14 protein-coding genes are annotated in these 15,941 nt (G+C 60.5%); 10 read left to right on the top strand and 4 right to left on the bottom strand.

From position 1 onward, the window contains the following. Positions 1-5: 5 nt before the first annotated feature. The 3 genes from API01S_RS09335 to API01S_RS09325 are packed head-to-tail and all read right to left on the bottom strand — an operon-like array spanning position 6 to position 2,769. A complete protein-coding gene (locus tag API01S_RS09335; RefSeq protein ID WP_050727922.1) occupies positions 6-971 on the bottom strand; it encodes a Bug family tripartite tricarboxylate transporter substrate binding protein in 966 nt (321 codons plus the stop codon). Positions 972-1,021: 50 nt separating this feature from the next. Further along, complete coding sequence (locus tag API01S_RS09330) at positions 1,022-1,507, bottom strand: DUF3237 domain-containing protein (protein WP_006217904.1); 486 nt, start codon at positions 1,505-1,507, stop codon at positions 1,022-1,024. Continuing rightward, on the bottom strand, positions 1,504-2,769 hold the full coding sequence (locus tag API01S_RS09325; RefSeq protein ID WP_050727923.1) for a flavin-dependent oxidoreductase: 1,266 nt from the start codon (positions 2,767-2,769) through the stop codon (positions 1,504-1,506). Before API01S_RS09325 ends, API01S_RS09330 begins: the two co-directional genes overlap by 4 nt. A 149-nt stretch (positions 2,770-2,918) precedes the next feature. Here API01S_RS09325 and API01S_RS09320 point away from each other — a divergent pair, with 149 nt between their 5' ends. The 4 genes from API01S_RS09320 (at position 2,919) to API01S_RS09300 (ending at position 5,967) form a co-directional block, all read left to right on the top strand. Next, positions 2,919-3,413 (top strand): MarR family winged helix-turn-helix transcriptional regulator, encoded by a 495-nt coding sequence (locus tag API01S_RS09320; protein WP_006217902.1) that lies wholly within the window; start codon positions 2,919-2,921, stop codon positions 3,411-3,413. A gap of 69 nt (positions 3,414-3,482) precedes the next feature. Further along, positions 3,483-4,274, top strand: a complete 792-nt coding sequence (locus API01S_RS09315) for a tyrosine-protein phosphatase (protein WP_050727924.1) — start codon at positions 3,483-3,485, stop codon at positions 4,272-4,274. 368 nt (positions 4,275-4,642) lie between these two features. Further along, entirely contained in the window at positions 4,643-4,948 is a 306-nt protein-coding gene (locus API01S_RS09305; RefSeq protein ID WP_006217900.1) for a hypothetical protein, read from the top strand. Between the two features lie 509 nt (positions 4,949-5,457). Continuing rightward, a complete protein-coding gene (locus API01S_RS09300) occupies positions 5,458-5,967 on the top strand; it encodes a hypothetical protein (protein WP_061304245.1) in 510 nt (169 codons plus the stop codon). A 2-nt stretch (positions 5,968-5,969) separates the two neighbouring features. On the opposite strand, the gene API01S_RS09295 is transcribed toward API01S_RS09300, so the two are convergent. Further along, positions 5,970-6,197 (bottom strand): helix-turn-helix domain-containing protein, encoded by a 228-nt coding sequence (locus API01S_RS09295; protein ID WP_061304242.1) that lies wholly within the window; start codon positions 6,195-6,197, stop codon positions 5,970-5,972. 93 nt (positions 6,198-6,290) lie between these two features. On the opposite strand from API01S_RS09295, the gene API01S_RS29180 reads away from it, so the two are divergent. The 6 genes from API01S_RS29180 to API01S_RS09260 all read left to right on the top strand — a co-directional run bounded on the left by API01S_RS29180 (position 6,291) and on the right by API01S_RS09260 (position 15,743). Beyond that, complete coding sequence (locus API01S_RS29180) at positions 6,291-6,788, top strand: hypothetical protein (protein WP_156487093.1); 498 nt, start codon at positions 6,291-6,293, stop codon at positions 6,786-6,788. A 43-nt stretch (positions 6,789-6,831) separates the two neighbouring features. Beyond that, positions 6,832-7,197, top strand: coding sequence for a hypothetical protein (locus API01S_RS09285; protein WP_061304238.1), 366 nt, complete (start codon positions 6,832-6,834; stop codon positions 7,195-7,197). Positions 7,198-7,617: 420 nt separating this feature from the next. Continuing rightward, on the top strand, positions 7,618-7,983 hold the full coding sequence (locus API01S_RS09275) for a hypothetical protein (protein WP_061304234.1): 366 nt from the start codon (positions 7,618-7,620) through the stop codon (positions 7,981-7,983). Between the two features lie 149 nt (positions 7,984-8,132). Beyond that, complete coding sequence (locus API01S_RS28805) at positions 8,133-9,014, top strand: site-specific integrase (protein ID WP_254609282.1); 882 nt, start codon at positions 8,133-8,135, stop codon at positions 9,012-9,014. Positions 9,015-9,951: 937 nt separating this feature from the next. After that, on the top strand, positions 9,952-12,570 hold the full coding sequence (locus API01S_RS09265; protein WP_156487092.1) for a PD-(D/E)XK nuclease family protein: 2,619 nt from the start codon (positions 9,952-9,954) through the stop codon (positions 12,568-12,570). Then, positions 12,567-15,743, top strand: coding sequence for a UvrD-helicase domain-containing protein (locus API01S_RS09260; RefSeq protein ID WP_061304230.1), 3,177 nt, complete (start codon positions 12,567-12,569; stop codon positions 15,741-15,743). The genes API01S_RS09265 and API01S_RS09260 overlap by 4 nt, the downstream gene beginning before the upstream one ends. Positions 15,744-15,941 lie beyond the last annotated feature (198 nt).

The raw sequence follows: 15,941 nt of genomic DNA, 5'->3' as shown, positions 1-15,941 counted from the left end.
GGCAATCAGTCTGCCCGGAAACCCGTAGCTTTCACAACGTCCGACCAGCGTTTGGCCTCTGTCGTCAACAAGGTTTGCAACGTCTGACGGTCTGAGCCGACCACGACGAAACCGGCTTCACCCAAGCTGCGCACGGCGGCGGGCTGACGCAGCGCCGCCGCGCTGTCCTTCTGCAAGCGGTCGAGCACGGCGTCCGGCGTACCGGCCGGCGCGAACAGCGCGAACCACGCGCCGAAGTTGATGGCCGGCAAGCCGCGCTCGGCGAAGGTGGGCACGTTGGCCAGGGCCGGCGAACGTTGTGCGCCCGTAATGGCCAAGGCGCGCATTTTGCCGCCTTGCACCTGCGGCACGGCCAGCGCCGTCGTCACGAAGGCGGCCTGAACAGCGCCCGAGACCAGCCCGGACACGGCGTCGCCGGTGGACCGATAGTGGATGGCCTCGATCTTCATGCCGGCTTCGCGCGCGAACAGCTCCGCGCCAAAATGCCCCGGCGTACCCGCGCCGAACGTGGCGAAATTGACGCGATCGGACGCCTTCTTGGCGCCATCGACGAAGGCGGCCAGGTCCTTGTACGGCGAATCGGCCGGCACCACCAACACGAAGTCGGCGCGCACCACTTCCGAGATCGGTGCAAAGTCCCGCGACGGGTTGTAGTTCAAATTGCGATACGTGGCGGGCGAGATGCTGATGGAGCCGACCTCGCCCAACAGCAGCGTCTGGCCGTCGGCCGGGCTGCGCGCCACGGTCTGCGCGGCAATCTGCCCACCCGCGCCCACCTTGTTTTCGACCACCACGCTTTCGCCCAGCAACGGGCCCATATGCTGCGACAGCGTGCGGGCCACGATGTCGGGCCCGGTGCCCGGTGGAAAGCCGACGTTCAGGCGCACGGGGCCATTGGGAAACTGCGCCATGGCCACGATGGGCAGGCACAGCATGAAGCCGCCGAAAAGGCGGCGCAGCATTGATGTCATGGTTGTCTCCGAGTCGTTTTTATATCCATGCCACGGCGGGTGCCGCGGGTTCAGCAAATGCGGTAGAAGCGCAGCTCGACGCGATCCGGGTAGCGCGCCCCCGTGCCGACGAACAGGCTTTCGTTCATCCAGGCCAATGCGGGCGATGCCGTTTCAAAGCGGGGATAGCTGCGAAAGTAGATCCGGGCGGGGTCCACGGGTTCGCCGCGCACCAGCCGGGCGATGTCGTCGGCGTGACCGGTACGGATGCCCGTGTTCTCAACGTAGACGCGGTCGCCCGTGGGCGTTTCGATGACGTAACGCGCGTGGATGTCGGTGTAGGTGTCCGAACGGATCACCTGAAAATCTGCGCCGCCCGGCAGCACTTTGCCGGCCAGGCGCGGGCCGTCCACCGTGCCGCCCGTGATCGGGATCACGCGGCGGCGGCCTTGCGGCGTGTCGCCCACTTCCTGCGGCGCGCCCACCTCGACGACAACGGTCGCTATGTGTTCCAGCCGGGGCGCCAACGGGTCTGTCATTGCATCGGCCTGGCTCATGGCGCGGTTCCCCGGTTCTTCTGCAAAGCGGCGGGATCAAAACCCGCCAGTTGTTTGTAGCGCAGCGATACCGCCGCCAGCTCTTCTTGCGCGATCACGTCGTTGATATCCGCAAAGCCTTGCGGCGCGCGCTCTTGAGCCATCTGCATGACTTGCTCGGGGCCGTTCAAGCGGTTGCGCAGCACGATGCCCGCCGTGCGCGGCAAGCGCTCTGCCTCATATTCCAGCAAGGCGATTTCAGGCGTGCGAACACTACCCTTTTCCGCTTGCGCGAGCCAGTCGGACAGGCAGCGCGCATCCAGGATCGCCTGCGCCGACCCGTTCGAACCGATGGGGTACATGGGATGCGCGGCGTCGCCCAAGAGCGTCAGCCGCCCCCGGGTCCAACGCGGCAGGGGATCGCGGTCGACCAGCGGGAATTCGTAGATGGCCTGCGCGCCGTCGATGATGGCGGGAATGTCGATCCAGTCCCAGCGCCAACTGGCGAAACGATCCGCGAACACGGATTTGTCGACCTGCCGGTTCCAGTCGGTCGCGGACAATTCGGCGTCCGGCACCGACAGTTCCGCGATCCAGTTGATCAGCGACCGGCCCTGCTGGCGCAATGGCTCGGAAATCGGATAGCACACGAACTTCTGATCTTGGTGGCCGGCCATGAACATGCTGCGGCCGTCCAGATAGGGGTCGGCTTCTGTCACGGCGCGCCACAACATGCGTCCAGAGAATCGCGGTTCATCACCCACCGGGTGCAGTTGACGACGCAACGCCGAATGGATGCCGTCCGCGCCCACCAGGATGTCGCCGCGCACACGCTGCGTGCTGCCGTCGGCGCGACGGCGGAACACGGCGGTGGCGCCGTCGGCATCTTGTTCAGCCGCTTCAAGCGCCATGCCGGTGACGATGGCGTCTGCCCCCAGGCGTTCTCGCACCGTTTGCGCCAGCAGCATCTGGAATTGCCCGCGATGCACCGAGAACTGCGGCAGCGGATAACCCGCCTGCAAGCCGCGCGGCTCGCGCCAGATCGCCTGGCCGAACTTGTTGTAGTAGTGCAGCTGCGAGGTTTCGATGGCGCATTCAGCCAGCGCCGGCAACAGGCCCAGTTGTTCCAGTTCGCTGACGGCGTGCGGCAGCAGGTTGATGCCCACGCCCAGCGGCCTGAGTTCCTGCGCGCTTTCATAAATGCGGCAATCGATGCCGCGCCGATGCAGCATCAACGCGAGCGTCAGCCCGCCGATGCCGGCGCCGGCGATGACGATTTGCATGTCTACTCCTGGGTTTTATTTGTTATGCAACATAACAAAACCAGGCACGGTTGCGAACCCCGGGGATTTCCCGTAATCCGGTAGCGCGGCGCGCACGACTGCATTAGTGTTGAGGCCCCTGACACCCGGCCTTCCAGGTCCGCGCCCTCATGTCCCGAGCCGCATCCCAACGCCCGCGCCGCCCCGCCGCGCGTGGCGAGCAATTCGACCCGCACGTTCCCGGCATCCAATACGGCGCGCTGGACGGGCTGGTGGGCTACGCCATCCGGCGCGCGCAGATTCTGATCTACGAAGATTTCCTGGCGGCGCTGGCGCCGTGGGACATCACGCCGCAACGCTTTTCGGCGTTGACGTTGATCGCGGCCAACCCCAATCTGAAGCTGACTGACCTGGCCAGCATCCTGGGCATCGCACGCTCGGGCGCGGTGCAGATCGTCAATCAATTGCAGGCGCTGGGCTATGTAGAACGGCTGGACGCCGAACACGACAAGCGCGCCTATTCGCTGGCGATGACCGAGCCCGGCCACGTGGTGCTGGCCGATATCACCCAGGCGGTCCAGGCGCACGATGCCCGCATCAGCCACCAGCTGAATGCGGCGCAGAAGCGCCAACTGATCGCTTTGCTGGGCAAGCTGGGCTGCTGACAGGCGCGCGCTGCCTGTCCTGCCACGGTGATACGATCTTCCGACCGTTTCCCCGACCAGCAGGAACCCATGCCGACCTCGCAGCGCCCCACGGAACCTTTCGAGACAACGCCAGAAGCCCTTCGTCGCCGCCTGGATCTTGAGAATGTGCACAATGCCCGCGACCTGGGCGGCCTGACCGGCATCGATGGACGGCGCGTGCGCCACGGCAGGCTCTTTCGCAGCGGCAACCCGGGTCGCGCCAGCGCGGCGGATCTGGAACGGCTGGGCGCATTGGGCCTGGAGGCGGTCATCGACTTTCGCGCCGAGCCCGAGAAGGCGCACGATGAGGCGCATTTCGGCCAACGCTTTCACTGGATTGCATCGCCCGTGCTGGACGGCAATATGGCGATGTCGGTCTTGCTTCCGCGCCTGCGCGAAGCCACGCCGGCGTTCAGCACCACGATGATGGTGGAGATCTACCGGGAATTTCCGTCGCGTTACCAGGCCGCGTTCGGCGGCTTTCTCAACACGGCGATGACGGGAAAGACGTTGCTGTTCCACTGCACCGCCGGCAAGGACCGCACGGGCTTCGCGTCTCTGCTGCTGCTATCCGCGCTGGGTGTGCGGCACGACGACATCTTGTCGAACTACCTGGAATCCAACCACTGCAATGCGCGCTTCTTCCAGGGCATTCTTGAAAAGTCGTCCGCCGGCGGCGTCAGCGCAGACGTGATGATGCCGCTGCTTGAGGTCGCGCCGGAATACCTGGATGCGTCGGTGCAGGCGATCAACGAGGAATACGGCGCGATGGATCGATATCTGAAAGACGTGCTGAAGGTGGACGTCCAGCGCTTGCAGGCGCATTACCTTGAAGCTTGAGCCTCGTGCCCACGGCAAGCGCTGCCAGCCGTCAGCTACCCGAGCTTCGGCGCAGACGGTCGGAGGCGTCCTTGTTCAGCCGCTTGGCTTCCTCTTCGGCATAGTCCTCTTCGCCGGGATCGTATGAGCCCTCGTGCATGCAGCTGCTGCGATACCACTGGCATTCACTGCTGCGGGAATCTCCCATACCCACCCACGAACATCCGGAACCCATTGCAATCAGCGACGCCGCTGCCCCACAACGGATCAACATTTGAATCGACATTTGCTCGTCCTACGTTTGTAACCACAGCGTCCTTTATACAGGGCCGCATCGCTGGCCTGGCCCGCCCATTACATCCCCTCACCGAACTTCTAGGATCGAAACCATGCTGAAGGACCGCGCATTCCTGATCTGGCTCGCCCTATTTGCCGTGGTCGCCGGCACGCTCATCGCGCTGCTGATGCCGCAGCCTTCCGCGACGCCGTCCATCGGCGGAGGCGGCTACGACCTTTCGGATTGGGTCTATACCTGGTCGCTGCTGCTGTTCACGGGTTTGTGGTCGCTAATCGCGCTGATGATCGGCATGAGCCGCAACAACCCCATGGCCGCCAAGCGCGCGTATCGGCTGGCGGCGATCGGAGGCGCGACATTTGTGGGAGCGGTGGTGGCGTTTGGCGGCAACCTGCATTGATGGCGTTCCGCCGATAAACATAAAACGCACGTCGGCATCAACGTACATTCCAAAAGCAAAAAGCAAAAAGCCCGCTGAAAACTTGCGTTTTCAGCGGGCTTTTTGCGAGGAATTCTTGGTGCGACGGCGAAACTCGAACTACATAGGTAAATTCCACCGCTCATCGGTGAAACCTACTCAAAAACATACTCAAATTTGACTGTCTGGCCGCTTCTTCGTTGCCAGAGCGACCCGCTACAGGGCCTGCTTCTTCAAGACAACACCGCCCTCTAGTTGCCAACTGCCAAAGTTATTTTGTTGTTGATCCGACACGGCAGCCGCCCCTAAGCTGGTTTTAGCACGCCTGAGTTCAGCCCTCGGCGCGCCCCTCAACCAGCGCCGCAACGCTGCCAGAAAGACGACTGCCTCAACGGCGATCTGCACTTTCCGCCTCTCCCCGTTTGTCCATTGAGTGCCCCTGATGTCCCTGGGCGGCTTCGTTGCGCGCACCTGAAACGAAGGAATGTGTCATGCCCAACATACCCAGCACCGTAACCTCGACCGCAGACGGCTTCCAGCCCGCCTTCGCTCGCGTCGCGCAGAATGGCGACTTCGATTGTGCCTTCGCGTGCATCGCCAGCATCACAGGGAAGCCGCTTGCAGAGGTCCGCGAGCTCGCAGTGAACAGGTTCAAGCATCCCGCGCATGGTCCCTACTGGATCACCGAAGACCTGATTGCCGGACTTCTGGCGCACTACGGCTGGGTTGCCACGGTCTACAAAGAGGTAAGCAAGCTGGCGGATGTTCCGGATCTGGCCATCCTGATGGTGGACTACGACCCCGACAAGGAGATCGGCCGTCACGTACTGTTCCACCGTGCGGCGGCGAGCCACTCGCCAAAGACCACCATTGCCTACATGGTTGACCCTGCATACTGGATCGAGACGTCCGCGCATGTCCGAACTGACCTCAAGCCGCTTGGCGCGGCCTGGTACATCGGCGTGCATCCCATGGCCACGAAAAGCGCCGCCGGCAAGTAGAGCTAGGGGGTGACCAGCTCCGCCATCGTGACATCGAGTGCGACGGCGATGCGTTCGATGTTGGCGATCGATAGATTGCGTTCCCCGCGTTCCACAGAAGACACGTAGTTCGGATGCAGGCCCGCCCTTTCAGCCACCTGCTCCTGAGTTAGCTGCTTTTCTTTGCGAATGCGGCGCATGTTCGCGGCAAACAACACCTGCGCATCACACTTTTGCGTTGGGTTAGACATGCCGCAGTTTTTCTTATCCCTCCCCCTCATTCCACACACTTTGGGTTTGGTTTTGGTACATTTAGCCTCACAACCAAACTCAAAGTGTTATTTTTGACTCTTAACCTCGATATGCAGACCAAACGACAAACTTTCAACAGACACCGCGCACGCAATGCGACCCTCACCCTCGTAGGAATACTTGCGGCCCTTATCACGACAGGCTGCGGTGCGGCGGCACCAGGCAATGCGGAAGCCAAGAACTTCCTTGAAAATCGATTCTCTGGCTGCCCTTTGTGGACCATTTCGAACGCCAGGAAGATCGACAGCGTCCAACGGGGCGACAAGTACCAACTCGATTACGAAGCCACCCTGACGATCCGTGAAGACTTCGCCCGCAGCACTTACGCCAGCGTTCGCGGATTCGTTGATGACCCTCGCAACAAGCCTTGCATGGGGGAGATGGGCAATGTGGTCGCAGGCATGGCAGGCGCTGTGAACCCGCAAACGCGACAAACGGTCCTGCGAGGCGCAGTGCTACTGATCCAGTCCGAACGGGGCTGGCGGCTACTCAGTGGGCCCGAGGAAGAATTCGTCATGCCCGGCCGCTAGCTAAACGCCCGTTCTTTTTTCAGTCCTGCTCTTTAAGGAATTCATGATGCGTTCGTACGCGTTGGCAATACTTTTAGCTCTCACCAGTCCCGCCGCCCTTGCAGGAGTCACGGGCAAATACATCAAACAAGGCGGCGAACTAATCGTCAAAGAATCCCAGCAAGGCGTCCAGTTCGCCTTTAACACCAATGTGGACGCCCATGCATGCAGCCTGGGAGAAGACGAGCCGTTATTTGCTCGTCCCATTGACGGGACCCGAGCTGCCTGGACGTCGGAAGACCCGGCAGACCAGTGCGTCGTGCTGTTGAACTTCTCCAATCGCGCCGTTCAAGTGACCACGAAGGGATGCGACAGCTACTGCGGCATGAACGCTGCCGGTTCTATGGCAGGCAAGTACGGTCAGAAGTAACCCTCTCGCCTAGCAGCCCCCCCGCAGGAGCCAAGGCCACACACCTTGGCTCTTTTGCATTTCTGATGCCCAACGCCTTCTTGCCAATCAAAAGCGAAAGCCCATGCAAGCATCCCACTGTGACACTTCCTCGACTACGCAGCGCCGCGGTCTACCCATTTCACTTGGTCAAGTCGTGGCGACTCCGGGCGCGTTGAACCTATTACACCGCGCGAACCTGAACCCATTCCAGATGCTGTTGCGCCACCAGTCTGGCGATTGGGGCGACGTGCAACCCGAGGATGCCTTGGCCAACGAGGCAGCGGCTATACATGGCAACCGCGTCATATCCTCGTATGAAGTAGCGGGCGGGCGGCTATGGATCATCACTGAGGCCGACAGGTCCGCTACGACGCTCCTGCTGCCAGAGGAATATTGAACATGGACTCGAACCAAAATCCTGGTAAATCAGCCACGCATAGCGCCCCATTGCGAGACCTTTGCGCGGTGCTCTGCTTGCTGCCACAGGCCGCAGATCCTCGTATCGACTTCGCAGAGGCAGATCCTGAACTCCTGCTGGCATTGGCCTCACAGCTAGACCGCACGCTCGATTGTCTGCATCAAGGCATCACAGGACTTGGCGCGCTCCTCGCCTATGTCCCACTGGATGACGCAGGCGATGCCGCCGCGCCACGACAGTCCATTGCAAGTGTTGGTGCGCTACTGGCCGATCTTGGGCAGGTACTCCTGTATATCCACGAACTCTCTATCGCTTGTCAATTCCATCTGGCTGATTACGCCCCTTGACCTTGCCCCCAGCTTCCCGACGTCAATCGTGCACTGTCCTCGAGGACTCCATTCCGACCATGAAAAGCCCAAGCAGAAATGCCGCCACGGCATCAAAAACTAATGCCTCCAAGCCCTCTCGAAGCACTCCCGCGAACACTGCCGCGTCAATGACGGCAGAGCGTTACATTGATGCAGCCCGATCAGCCGCAACCAAGAAAGCATATGCGGCTGATCTCGCTCATTTTTTGGCGAACGGTGGAAAGGTGCCGGCGACGCCACAACAACTTTGCGCATACCTGGCCAATCTCGCGGCAACTTTGGCCGTAGCGACCATAGAACGAAGACTGATCGGCATCCACCGTGCCCATCTAGATCAAAACCTGACGTCTCCCGCCATTCATGTCAGCGTGCGACAGACCATGCAAGGCATTCGTAGAACCTTGGGCATCACCCAACGTCGTGTGCGGGCGATCGTCAAAGATGATTTATTGGAGATGCTTGCCCTGGTCGACCAACAGAAGCCGATGAGAGCCGCACGGGACCGGGCACTTCTACTGATTGGCTTCGCGGGAGCGTTCCGACGCGCAGAACTTGTCGCCATTCAGTATGAAGACATCACGGCGGTAGATGAAGGCATCGAGATTCTGCTACGTCGTTCCAAGACAGACCAGGAAGGGGTAGGACGAACCGTCTTTATCCCTCGCGCCAAAGGGACTAGATGCCCCGTCGCTGCCATAGATCAGTGGACGGCAGCGAGCGGCATAGGCTCCGGCTACATATTCAGAAAGGTGACTCGCCACGACACCGTAGGAAGTCGTCCACTTACCGGTCAATCTGTTGCGCTGATTCTCAAAGCGGCATACCGACGTGCTGGTGGCAATGCGGGCCTTGTAGCGGGTCACAGTCTGCGAGCGGGGTACGTAACGGCAGCTGCGATGGCTGGGCTGCAGCCGTTTCAGATTCAGCAACAGACGGGCCATCGTTCAACGACCACCTTGGCGCGATACATTCGGCCGGTAGAGCGGCGAAAAATACCAACTCTATTATAGACGACGATAGTTTTTACGAGGGGTTTCTCGTGCAATCGGGAACCTGCATTGTCACCTTCGTGCGCTTGCGCCCGCATTCACGGCAATTTCCTAGCCAACTCTCACAACTGCTGTCGGCGGGGAGCACACATGCCAGAAGTGAAAGCTAAGAGTCAAGCGGCGGCGTGGCCCCCGCTTGACTGAGGTGTCATGCTCTCAATGCTTACTCCGGCTGGAGACTAACGGTCGTATTTGAACTTGACGTTGTAGTTTATGTACGCATTAAGCCCATCACCAGACTGAGCCAGTTGCTTCATTCTCTCAACATGGTGCTGTCCGGCCGAGGCGTAGCTATAGGTATATGGTCTCGCTGCACCATCAAACCAAACCGTTATGGACGTCGCAGAAATCTCGTAGCCGACGACACCAGAATCATTGTTTATGTCTGCATATCTTTGCATTGCTGTTTCCTTTTTTGGCAATTGGAACGCGGGCACAACATAACGCTTGGATTCAGTGACTGCCGAAAGCACGTTGGTGCAATCGCGAGTAAAAACTCTCGTGAGGAAGCTCCACGTCGCTTTCCCTGAAAGCTAATTTCATCTATAGATGAAATTAGTTACATGCACTATAACTCAGCGTCGGAAACCACCAGCAGTCGCGCACCGCACGGGCTTAGCTGAAGCGGAGGAACCTTTAAAGGCCCGATTTCGAGGGTAAGTTGGCCGTCCACCATGAGGCCATTACCGTCTAACCGTTCCCGCCTAAGGATAGAAATGCATCGGGCGCAGGCCATTGGCCTCTTTGCTGCGAGATGGACTCAATGACCTGACTTCTCCCTCGGGAACTTTCGGGAGGACGTGAATAGTTTCTTTAGGTTACTCTTGTCAACTGGAAGCAGGGACAAAACGCAACAGAACGCCTGCATTCGATAGCCTTCTGGGGAGTCAGCTTCAGCATGCACATCACCTTTGGCCTGTCATTGGACGCCCGTCAGGGCCCGTCCTCGACGAACTTCTTTAACAGCCCAATGGTCGGCCGCCTCGGCTTCCTGTCTCTACTAGAGACCTACCTCGGTCTAAGCGCACCCGGGGCGTCCACGGCTAAACGCGTGGCCGTCTACTCCGGTTTGCTTCGAATCCATGACAACAATTCGCGCTTCTATAGTGACTCCCTGAAGATTGACAGCATCGGCACGGCCGCGCGCCTCCTGGCCTGGCGTGACGAGTGGAAACTCGGCGGTTGGAACGGCAGCGCGAATCCGGAGCACCCACCGCGAGTCCGGGAACTTGCCGCCATCGAGGTTGCGGCTCTCGAAACGCTGCCGTTCGGAGAAGCTGAGCGCTTGCACTTGGTGGCGCAAGGTCTAAGTGCTTCCGGCCCCGGCCCCATTAGGTCAGTTCGTCTGGTTGACCCGATCGAGGACTTCCCGCTGCTTTGGCGGCAGGTGCTCGAGCGCCTGCCCTCAGTCGCAGTCCGCCTTCCCGAACCACAGGGAACAGGTCAACTCCGTGCGGTGCAAGAACACGCCCTAACCGTTTTGGCCGGAGGTTATGCGGGCAATTTGGCAATTCAACCCGACGGAAGTATTTTGCTAGTGCACGCTCTCGCGGCCACGACAGCCGAACATTGGTTGAGTGCGCAACACTTGCACAAGCCCGGCGACCGGCTGATCCTGGCCGAAGAGGCCGGCGACTCACTAGACGTCTCGCTGTCCGCCACCGGCGGGGTCAACTGCGGATTCGAACGCCCTAGTCAGCTCCGCCCAGCCCTCCAGGCTCTACTCCTTGCCTTGGAGATGTGCTGGGAACCAGTCGACATGAACCGAGTGCTGGATTTCCTGACCCATCCAATCGGCCCGTTCAGTCGCCCTGCCAGAAGCAAACTCGCCCGTGCTGTCGCCAAGCAGCCCGGGATCGGGGGCGAGGCCTGGACAACGGCCAAGTCCAAGATCGCTGTAAGTGACGATGCCCAAGAAATAGCAGATGAAATCACCTTCTGGCTGGAGTCAGAGCGCTGGTCCCGCACCGAAGGTGTGCCCGTCGATGCTCTCATCGCCCGCGTCGACCGTATGCAGGAGGCGATGCGGCGCCGCCTATCGGGAGAGTCCGATGATGTAGCGGGTTCTACAGCAGCGCACCGCCAATGTGCGGCCGTCCATGACGCATTGATCGAACTAGCTAGGCAGGGCTTGGCTACGGTGCTACCTCGGCAAATCGAGCAGTTGGTCGCCCACGCTACGCCTGCGGGGGTAACCAACCCCGCTGCTGTTTCCCACGTCGGCTGCATGCGCTCGGCCAGCAAGGCAGCCGCATGCATCGAAGCAGCCGATGAAGTGGTCTGGTGGATGCCGTCGTCACCTGCCCTGCCCTCGCCCCTGCCTTGGTCACCTGCCGAGGTGAACGCTCTCACCCAATTGGGTGTGCAGTTGCGAGATCCGGCGCGTGAGCTCGTGTCATTGGCACTAAAGTGGCTGCGGCCGCTACTTGCCGCACGAAGCAGATTTGTCCTCGTCTGTCCTCCCCCGGGAGCAGAAGTGCATCCAATTCTCCAGCTTCTAAAACAGCTCGTACCGGACATCGAATCCGGTTCACTCGATCTGGACTCCGCCCTCGGCTCCGCACTTCTCGGGTCGACCGCCGAAATACTTCCGTCTCTGCCGCTGCCCGCTACTCCTCGACACATCCAACTGCCGCACCCCGTCCAACTCGGCGACGCTGCACAGTCGTTCACCACACTCGACGAACTCTTCAAAAACCCCGCCCTCTTCGTTCTGAAACGAGTGGCAGACCTGGAGCCAACCTCTGTTCTGGCGGTAGATGAGGACAACCGCCTTCTGGGCATCCTTGCTCATCGCGTGTTCGAGAAGCTCTTCGCGCACGCCGACGCCTTGACTTGGTCCAACCCCGCTGCCGTCGCCTGGTTCCGCGCCGAAGCAGACTCGCTCTTGCTGACGGAGGGCGCTGTACTACTCATGCAGGGTTCGGGGGTAACGCAGCAGCATTTCCGCAAGGTTTGTGAAGGAGCCATTTGCAGTCTTCTTGACCACCTTAGGTCCGCTAGTGCACTACAGGTTCAGACCGAGGTCGAATTCGCAGGAAACCTGGGTGACGTCCCGCTGATCGGCAAGATTGATCTCCTGGTCACGCTTGGCGGCAAGCGAACCGTCGCCCTGGACATGAAGTGGCGAAGCGACAACTACTACGCCGGGTTGCTTCGGTCCGGCGAGCACCTGCAGTTGGCGCTCTACTCTAGCCTCATTGAGCAAACACTCAGCGCCCCACCCTCTGCGCTTGGCTACTTCATCCTGGAAAGCGGCGCACTGTACGTCAACGCTGCAGACACCTTCCCGAATGCGCAGGTTAGAAGACCGCCAGACGGCGTAACCGTAACCACCCTACTGGACCGGGCACGCGCCACGTGGAACTGGCGCAAGCAGCAGTTGGACGGCGGAATCATCGACGTCGTTCCGGAGGGCTCCGCCGACGAGTTCCAAGGCCCTGAGGGCACCCTTTCGGTCAACGGTCCAAGCAAATGGGACCGAGACTACCTAGTCTTGTTGGGAGGCTGGCAATGATAAACAACATCGAGTTCATCAGCGCGGGCGCCGGCAGTGGCAAGACCTACAGACTGACCGAAACGCTCGCCCAAGCCCTCGAGTCCGGCGCAGCACGCCCTCACGCCATCTTGGCCACGACCTTCACAGTGAAGGCCGCTACCGAGCTGCGAGAACGCGCCCGCTCCTGGCTCCTTGAAAAGGGACGCATCGACCTGGCCACAGCTATTGGCCAGGCCCGCTTAGGCACAGTCAACAGCGTCTGCGGCCAGATGCTCAAGCGGTTCTGCTTCGAGCTAGGTCTCTCTCCCGACCAGACCGTTCTAGGCGAAGGCCAATCCAAGCGACTGCTTAAGGCCACGCTGGCCGAGTCGATGGATGTAGACGCACAAGCAGAACTGGTTTGGCTCACCGGGCGGTTCGGCATTGAGCAGGCGGACTGGTCCAAGTCTGTTGAGGCTATCGTAAAGGCCGCGCTCGACAATGACATAGCACCTGCGGCGCTTCGCGCAATGGGTCCCCAGAACGCCGACGCAATGCTCGGGAACTGGCCTTCTCCAACTACAGGACCGGACCCGACCGAGTCGCTGGAGGCCGCATTGGCCAAGGCGAACCAAGAGGTAGCCGCCTATGTCGAACAACAACAGGCTGCCGGCGCCAGAGTTGCAGACAACCTCGTCAAAGGCCTCGAGGTGCTGCAGAAACTGGATCGTCTCTTCCGTGAAGGCCGTTGGTGCTGGCCCGACTGGATTGGTGCAGCCGGGATTGATGCCGGCGCCAAGGTAAGGGACATCCTCGCACCAGTAAAAGCCGCCGCACAAGCCCACGAGTCTCATCCCGCCTTTCATTCCGAGGTCCGCCGGTACCTTGACTTGGCGTTCAACCTAGCCGCCAACGTTCTCGACGCCTACGAGCAGGCCAAGAAGACGCTGGGTGCCGTTGACTTCAGCGACCAAGAGGTTCTGCTGCTACGAGCGTTGCGGACCAAGCCAGCGATCCGTGAAGCCTTGGCGGCAGAACTAGACCTCATCATGGTCGACGAGTTCCAAGACACTAGCCCCCTACAACTGGCTCTCTTTGTTGAGTTGGCCAAGCTCGCCAAGAGGTCGGTGTGGGTCGGCGACCCCAAGCAGGCTATCTACGGCTTCCGCGGAACTGATGCGAGTCTTATTGCCGGCGTCTTAGCCGCCATCAAGGACTGGGGCGGAATCATCGGCAAGGCCCTGGACAGCTCCAGGCGTTCCATCGAAAGTCTCGTCTCGCTCACCAACGGCGTATTCGCCTCTGCTTTCGAGCCCGACCTGACGCCTGCTCAGGTTCAATTGCAGCCGCTGCGGAAGGATATTCCTGCCCAAGCAGCGCTGCTAAATTGGAACTTCGAAAGCAGCAGAAACGACTTGGACTACCTGGGCCTTGGGCAGGCCGTCCGAGATCTGCTGGGGTCCGGGTTCAAGGTCGAAGACAAAGACACCAAAGAACTCCGTCCAATTCAGGCCGGGGATGTCGGGGTGCTGTGTCGCTACAACGACCAAGTCGAGTTTGCCGTTACGTCGCTCACGCGCTGGGGCATCCCATCTGCCAGCCCCCGCTCTGGCTTATTGGGGACTGCCGAAGCCATCTATGTCATGGCCTGCCTACGGCGTATGAATGATCCGACCGACACTGTTGCCACTGCGCTGGTTCTTACCCTGGCCGGTGACACTCCGGTCGAAACCTGGCTCGCTGACAGGCTGCAGTACCTAGCCACCGATGGGACAAAGGCACACGAGTGGATGACGAAGGGCGACAGCGCTAATCTGCTTCTCGCCCGACTTGAAGAGCTGCGTCCTACGCTCTCGGCCTTGACGCCACAGGAAGCACTGCGACTTGCAGCCGCCGAGTCCCATGTAGTGCGGCTAATCGGCCAGTGGTCTACCTCCCCCCACGAGAGCCGCAACCGTCTCTCCAATGTTGAAGCACTGATCGAGTTCGGCAAGACTTTCGAGGACGAGTGCGCTGCCGCCAAGCGGCCGGCGACCGTCAGCGGCATGCTTCGCTGGCTGGATGAACTCGCCAGCGCAGAGGATGATAACCGGGCCACCTCGGCAGACAACTCCGTCGCGGTTCTCACCTATCACGGGGCCAAGGGGCTTGAGTGGCCAGTCGTCGTGCTGACAAGCCTCGACGCGACAGCACGCAGTTCGCTTTGGGGGGTGCGCGCGAGAACAGCCGGGGACTTTGACCCGCAGCAGCCGCTCGCCAACCGTTTCGTCCACTGTTGGCTGAAGACATGGGGCAAGCGGTCCCAGCCCCAAGCATCCCTCAACGCCGAAGCCAGCACCACTGGAAAAATCATGCAGGCCGAAGCCCTCGCGGAGAACAAGCGCCTTCTATATGTGGCCCTGACCCGCGCGCGTGACATGAACGTCGCGGTGTCGTTCGTTCGCAAGTCAGGGCCAGGTCGCGCCTGGATTGGCGAAATTCAAGGCGCAACCGACCTGTTGTTCGGCGATTCAGGAACCGTGACGACTCCCCACGGCAAGCGGCTATCCAGGCTATCGAAGTCGTGGAGCAAAGATGACTGCTCGGTGGAGCCACCCGCCAAAGCATCAGAAGCCTGCCACTGGTTCATAGGCCGTGCACGTTTGCGCGCCGAGCCATTGTGGCATCGACCGAGTTCCGCTTCGGGCGGTACGTTCACTGTTGCCGAAACCGACACTGTCGGCGTCCGACTGAGCTTGGCCGGCAAACCCGATATGGAATCGCTGGGCACGGCGCTGCACCTGTGCATCGCACGCGCTGGCGTGCTTGGCTGCGTTTCAGCCCCTGAGATCGAACATATATTAAAGACCTGGACTGTGGCTCATTCAGTGGATAAGGACGCCGTTTGTGCCCAGGCCGAAGCGTTCCTGGCTTGGATAGCCCAGCGTTGGCCTGGTTGCCCCATTTACGTCGAGGTACCTATAGAGTCGGATGGCCCGAACGGCACTCGCATCCGGGGCCGCATCGACATGCTGGTTGAGATGCCAGACGGCTGGATTCTCCTGGACCACAAGTCGAACCCCGGAGGCTCAGCCAGAGACGAAGAACTGGTGGCCGAGCACGGCCCGCAGCTCGAGTCCTATGGCCACGCCCTTTTCAGCGCAACCGGCAAGCCCGTCAGTCAGCGGTGGCTTTACATGCCGGTCGCTGCAAGAGCAGTCCGCCTTTCCTAATCCTCCCAGAGCGCACTTTGCTAACTCCGACAAATGCACGAGGTACGCAGAGATAGATGCGAGGTTCGTGTTGGCATGAAGGACGCTGGCGACGTCTAAGTGCGAAATCCGGCCGACAGTAACAAACTTTTTTCGGTCACTATCGACCTTCCGTGAACTTGTTCTTTAGCTCAGAGGGGAAATAATAAACAAAGATTT

Source organism: Achromobacter piechaudii NBRC 102461, assembly GCF_001571245.1.
GTDB lineage: Bacteria > Pseudomonadota > Gammaproteobacteria > Burkholderiales > Burkholderiaceae_B > Achromobacter > Achromobacter piechaudii.
The sequence above is the reverse complement of the archived record's forward strand: the minus strand, read 5'-3'. Positions and strand labels throughout refer to the sequence as shown.

Excerpts from the sequence above, each read along its gene's own strand:
- API01S_RS09330 (WP_006217904.1), bottom strand. The coding sequence starts at position 1,507 with ATGAGCCAGGCCGATGCAATGACAGACCCGTTGGCGCCCCGGCTGGAA.
- API01S_RS09275 (WP_061304234.1), top strand. The coding sequence starts at position 7,618 with ATGGACTCGAACCAAAATCCTGGTAAATCAGCCACGCATAGCGCCCCA.
- API01S_RS09265 (WP_156487092.1), top strand. The coding sequence starts at position 9,952 with ATGCACATCACCTTTGGCCTGTCATTGGACGCCCGTCAGGGCCCGTCC.
- API01S_RS09315 (WP_050727924.1), top strand. The coding sequence starts at position 3,483 with ATGCCGACCTCGCAGCGCCCCACGGAACCTTTCGAGACAACGCCAGAA.
- API01S_RS28805 (WP_254609282.1), top strand. The coding sequence starts at position 8,133 with ATGACGGCAGAGCGTTACATTGATGCAGCCCGATCAGCCGCAACCAAG.
- API01S_RS09305 (WP_006217900.1), top strand. The coding sequence starts at position 4,643 with ATGCTGAAGGACCGCGCATTCCTGATCTGGCTCGCCCTATTTGCCGTG.
- API01S_RS09285 (WP_061304238.1), top strand. The coding sequence starts at position 6,832 with ATGATGCGTTCGTACGCGTTGGCAATACTTTTAGCTCTCACCAGTCCC.
- API01S_RS09300 (WP_061304245.1), top strand. The coding sequence starts at position 5,458 with ATGCCCAACATACCCAGCACCGTAACCTCGACCGCAGACGGCTTCCAG.
- API01S_RS09335 (WP_050727922.1), bottom strand. The coding sequence starts at position 971 with ATGACATCAATGCTGCGCCGCCTTTTCGGCGGCTTCATGCTGTGCCTG.
- API01S_RS09320 (WP_006217902.1), top strand. The coding sequence starts at position 2,919 with ATGTCCCGAGCCGCATCCCAACGCCCGCGCCGCCCCGCCGCGCGTGGC.
- API01S_RS09325 (WP_050727923.1), bottom strand. The coding sequence starts at position 2,769 with ATGCAAATCGTCATCGCCGGCGCCGGCATCGGCGGGCTGACGCTCGCG.
- API01S_RS09260 (WP_061304230.1), top strand. The coding sequence starts at position 12,567 with ATGATAAACAACATCGAGTTCATCAGCGCGGGCGCCGGCAGTGGCAAG.
- API01S_RS09295 (WP_061304242.1), bottom strand. The coding sequence starts at position 6,197 with ATGTCTAACCCAACGCAAAAGTGTGATGCGCAGGTGTTGTTTGCCGCG.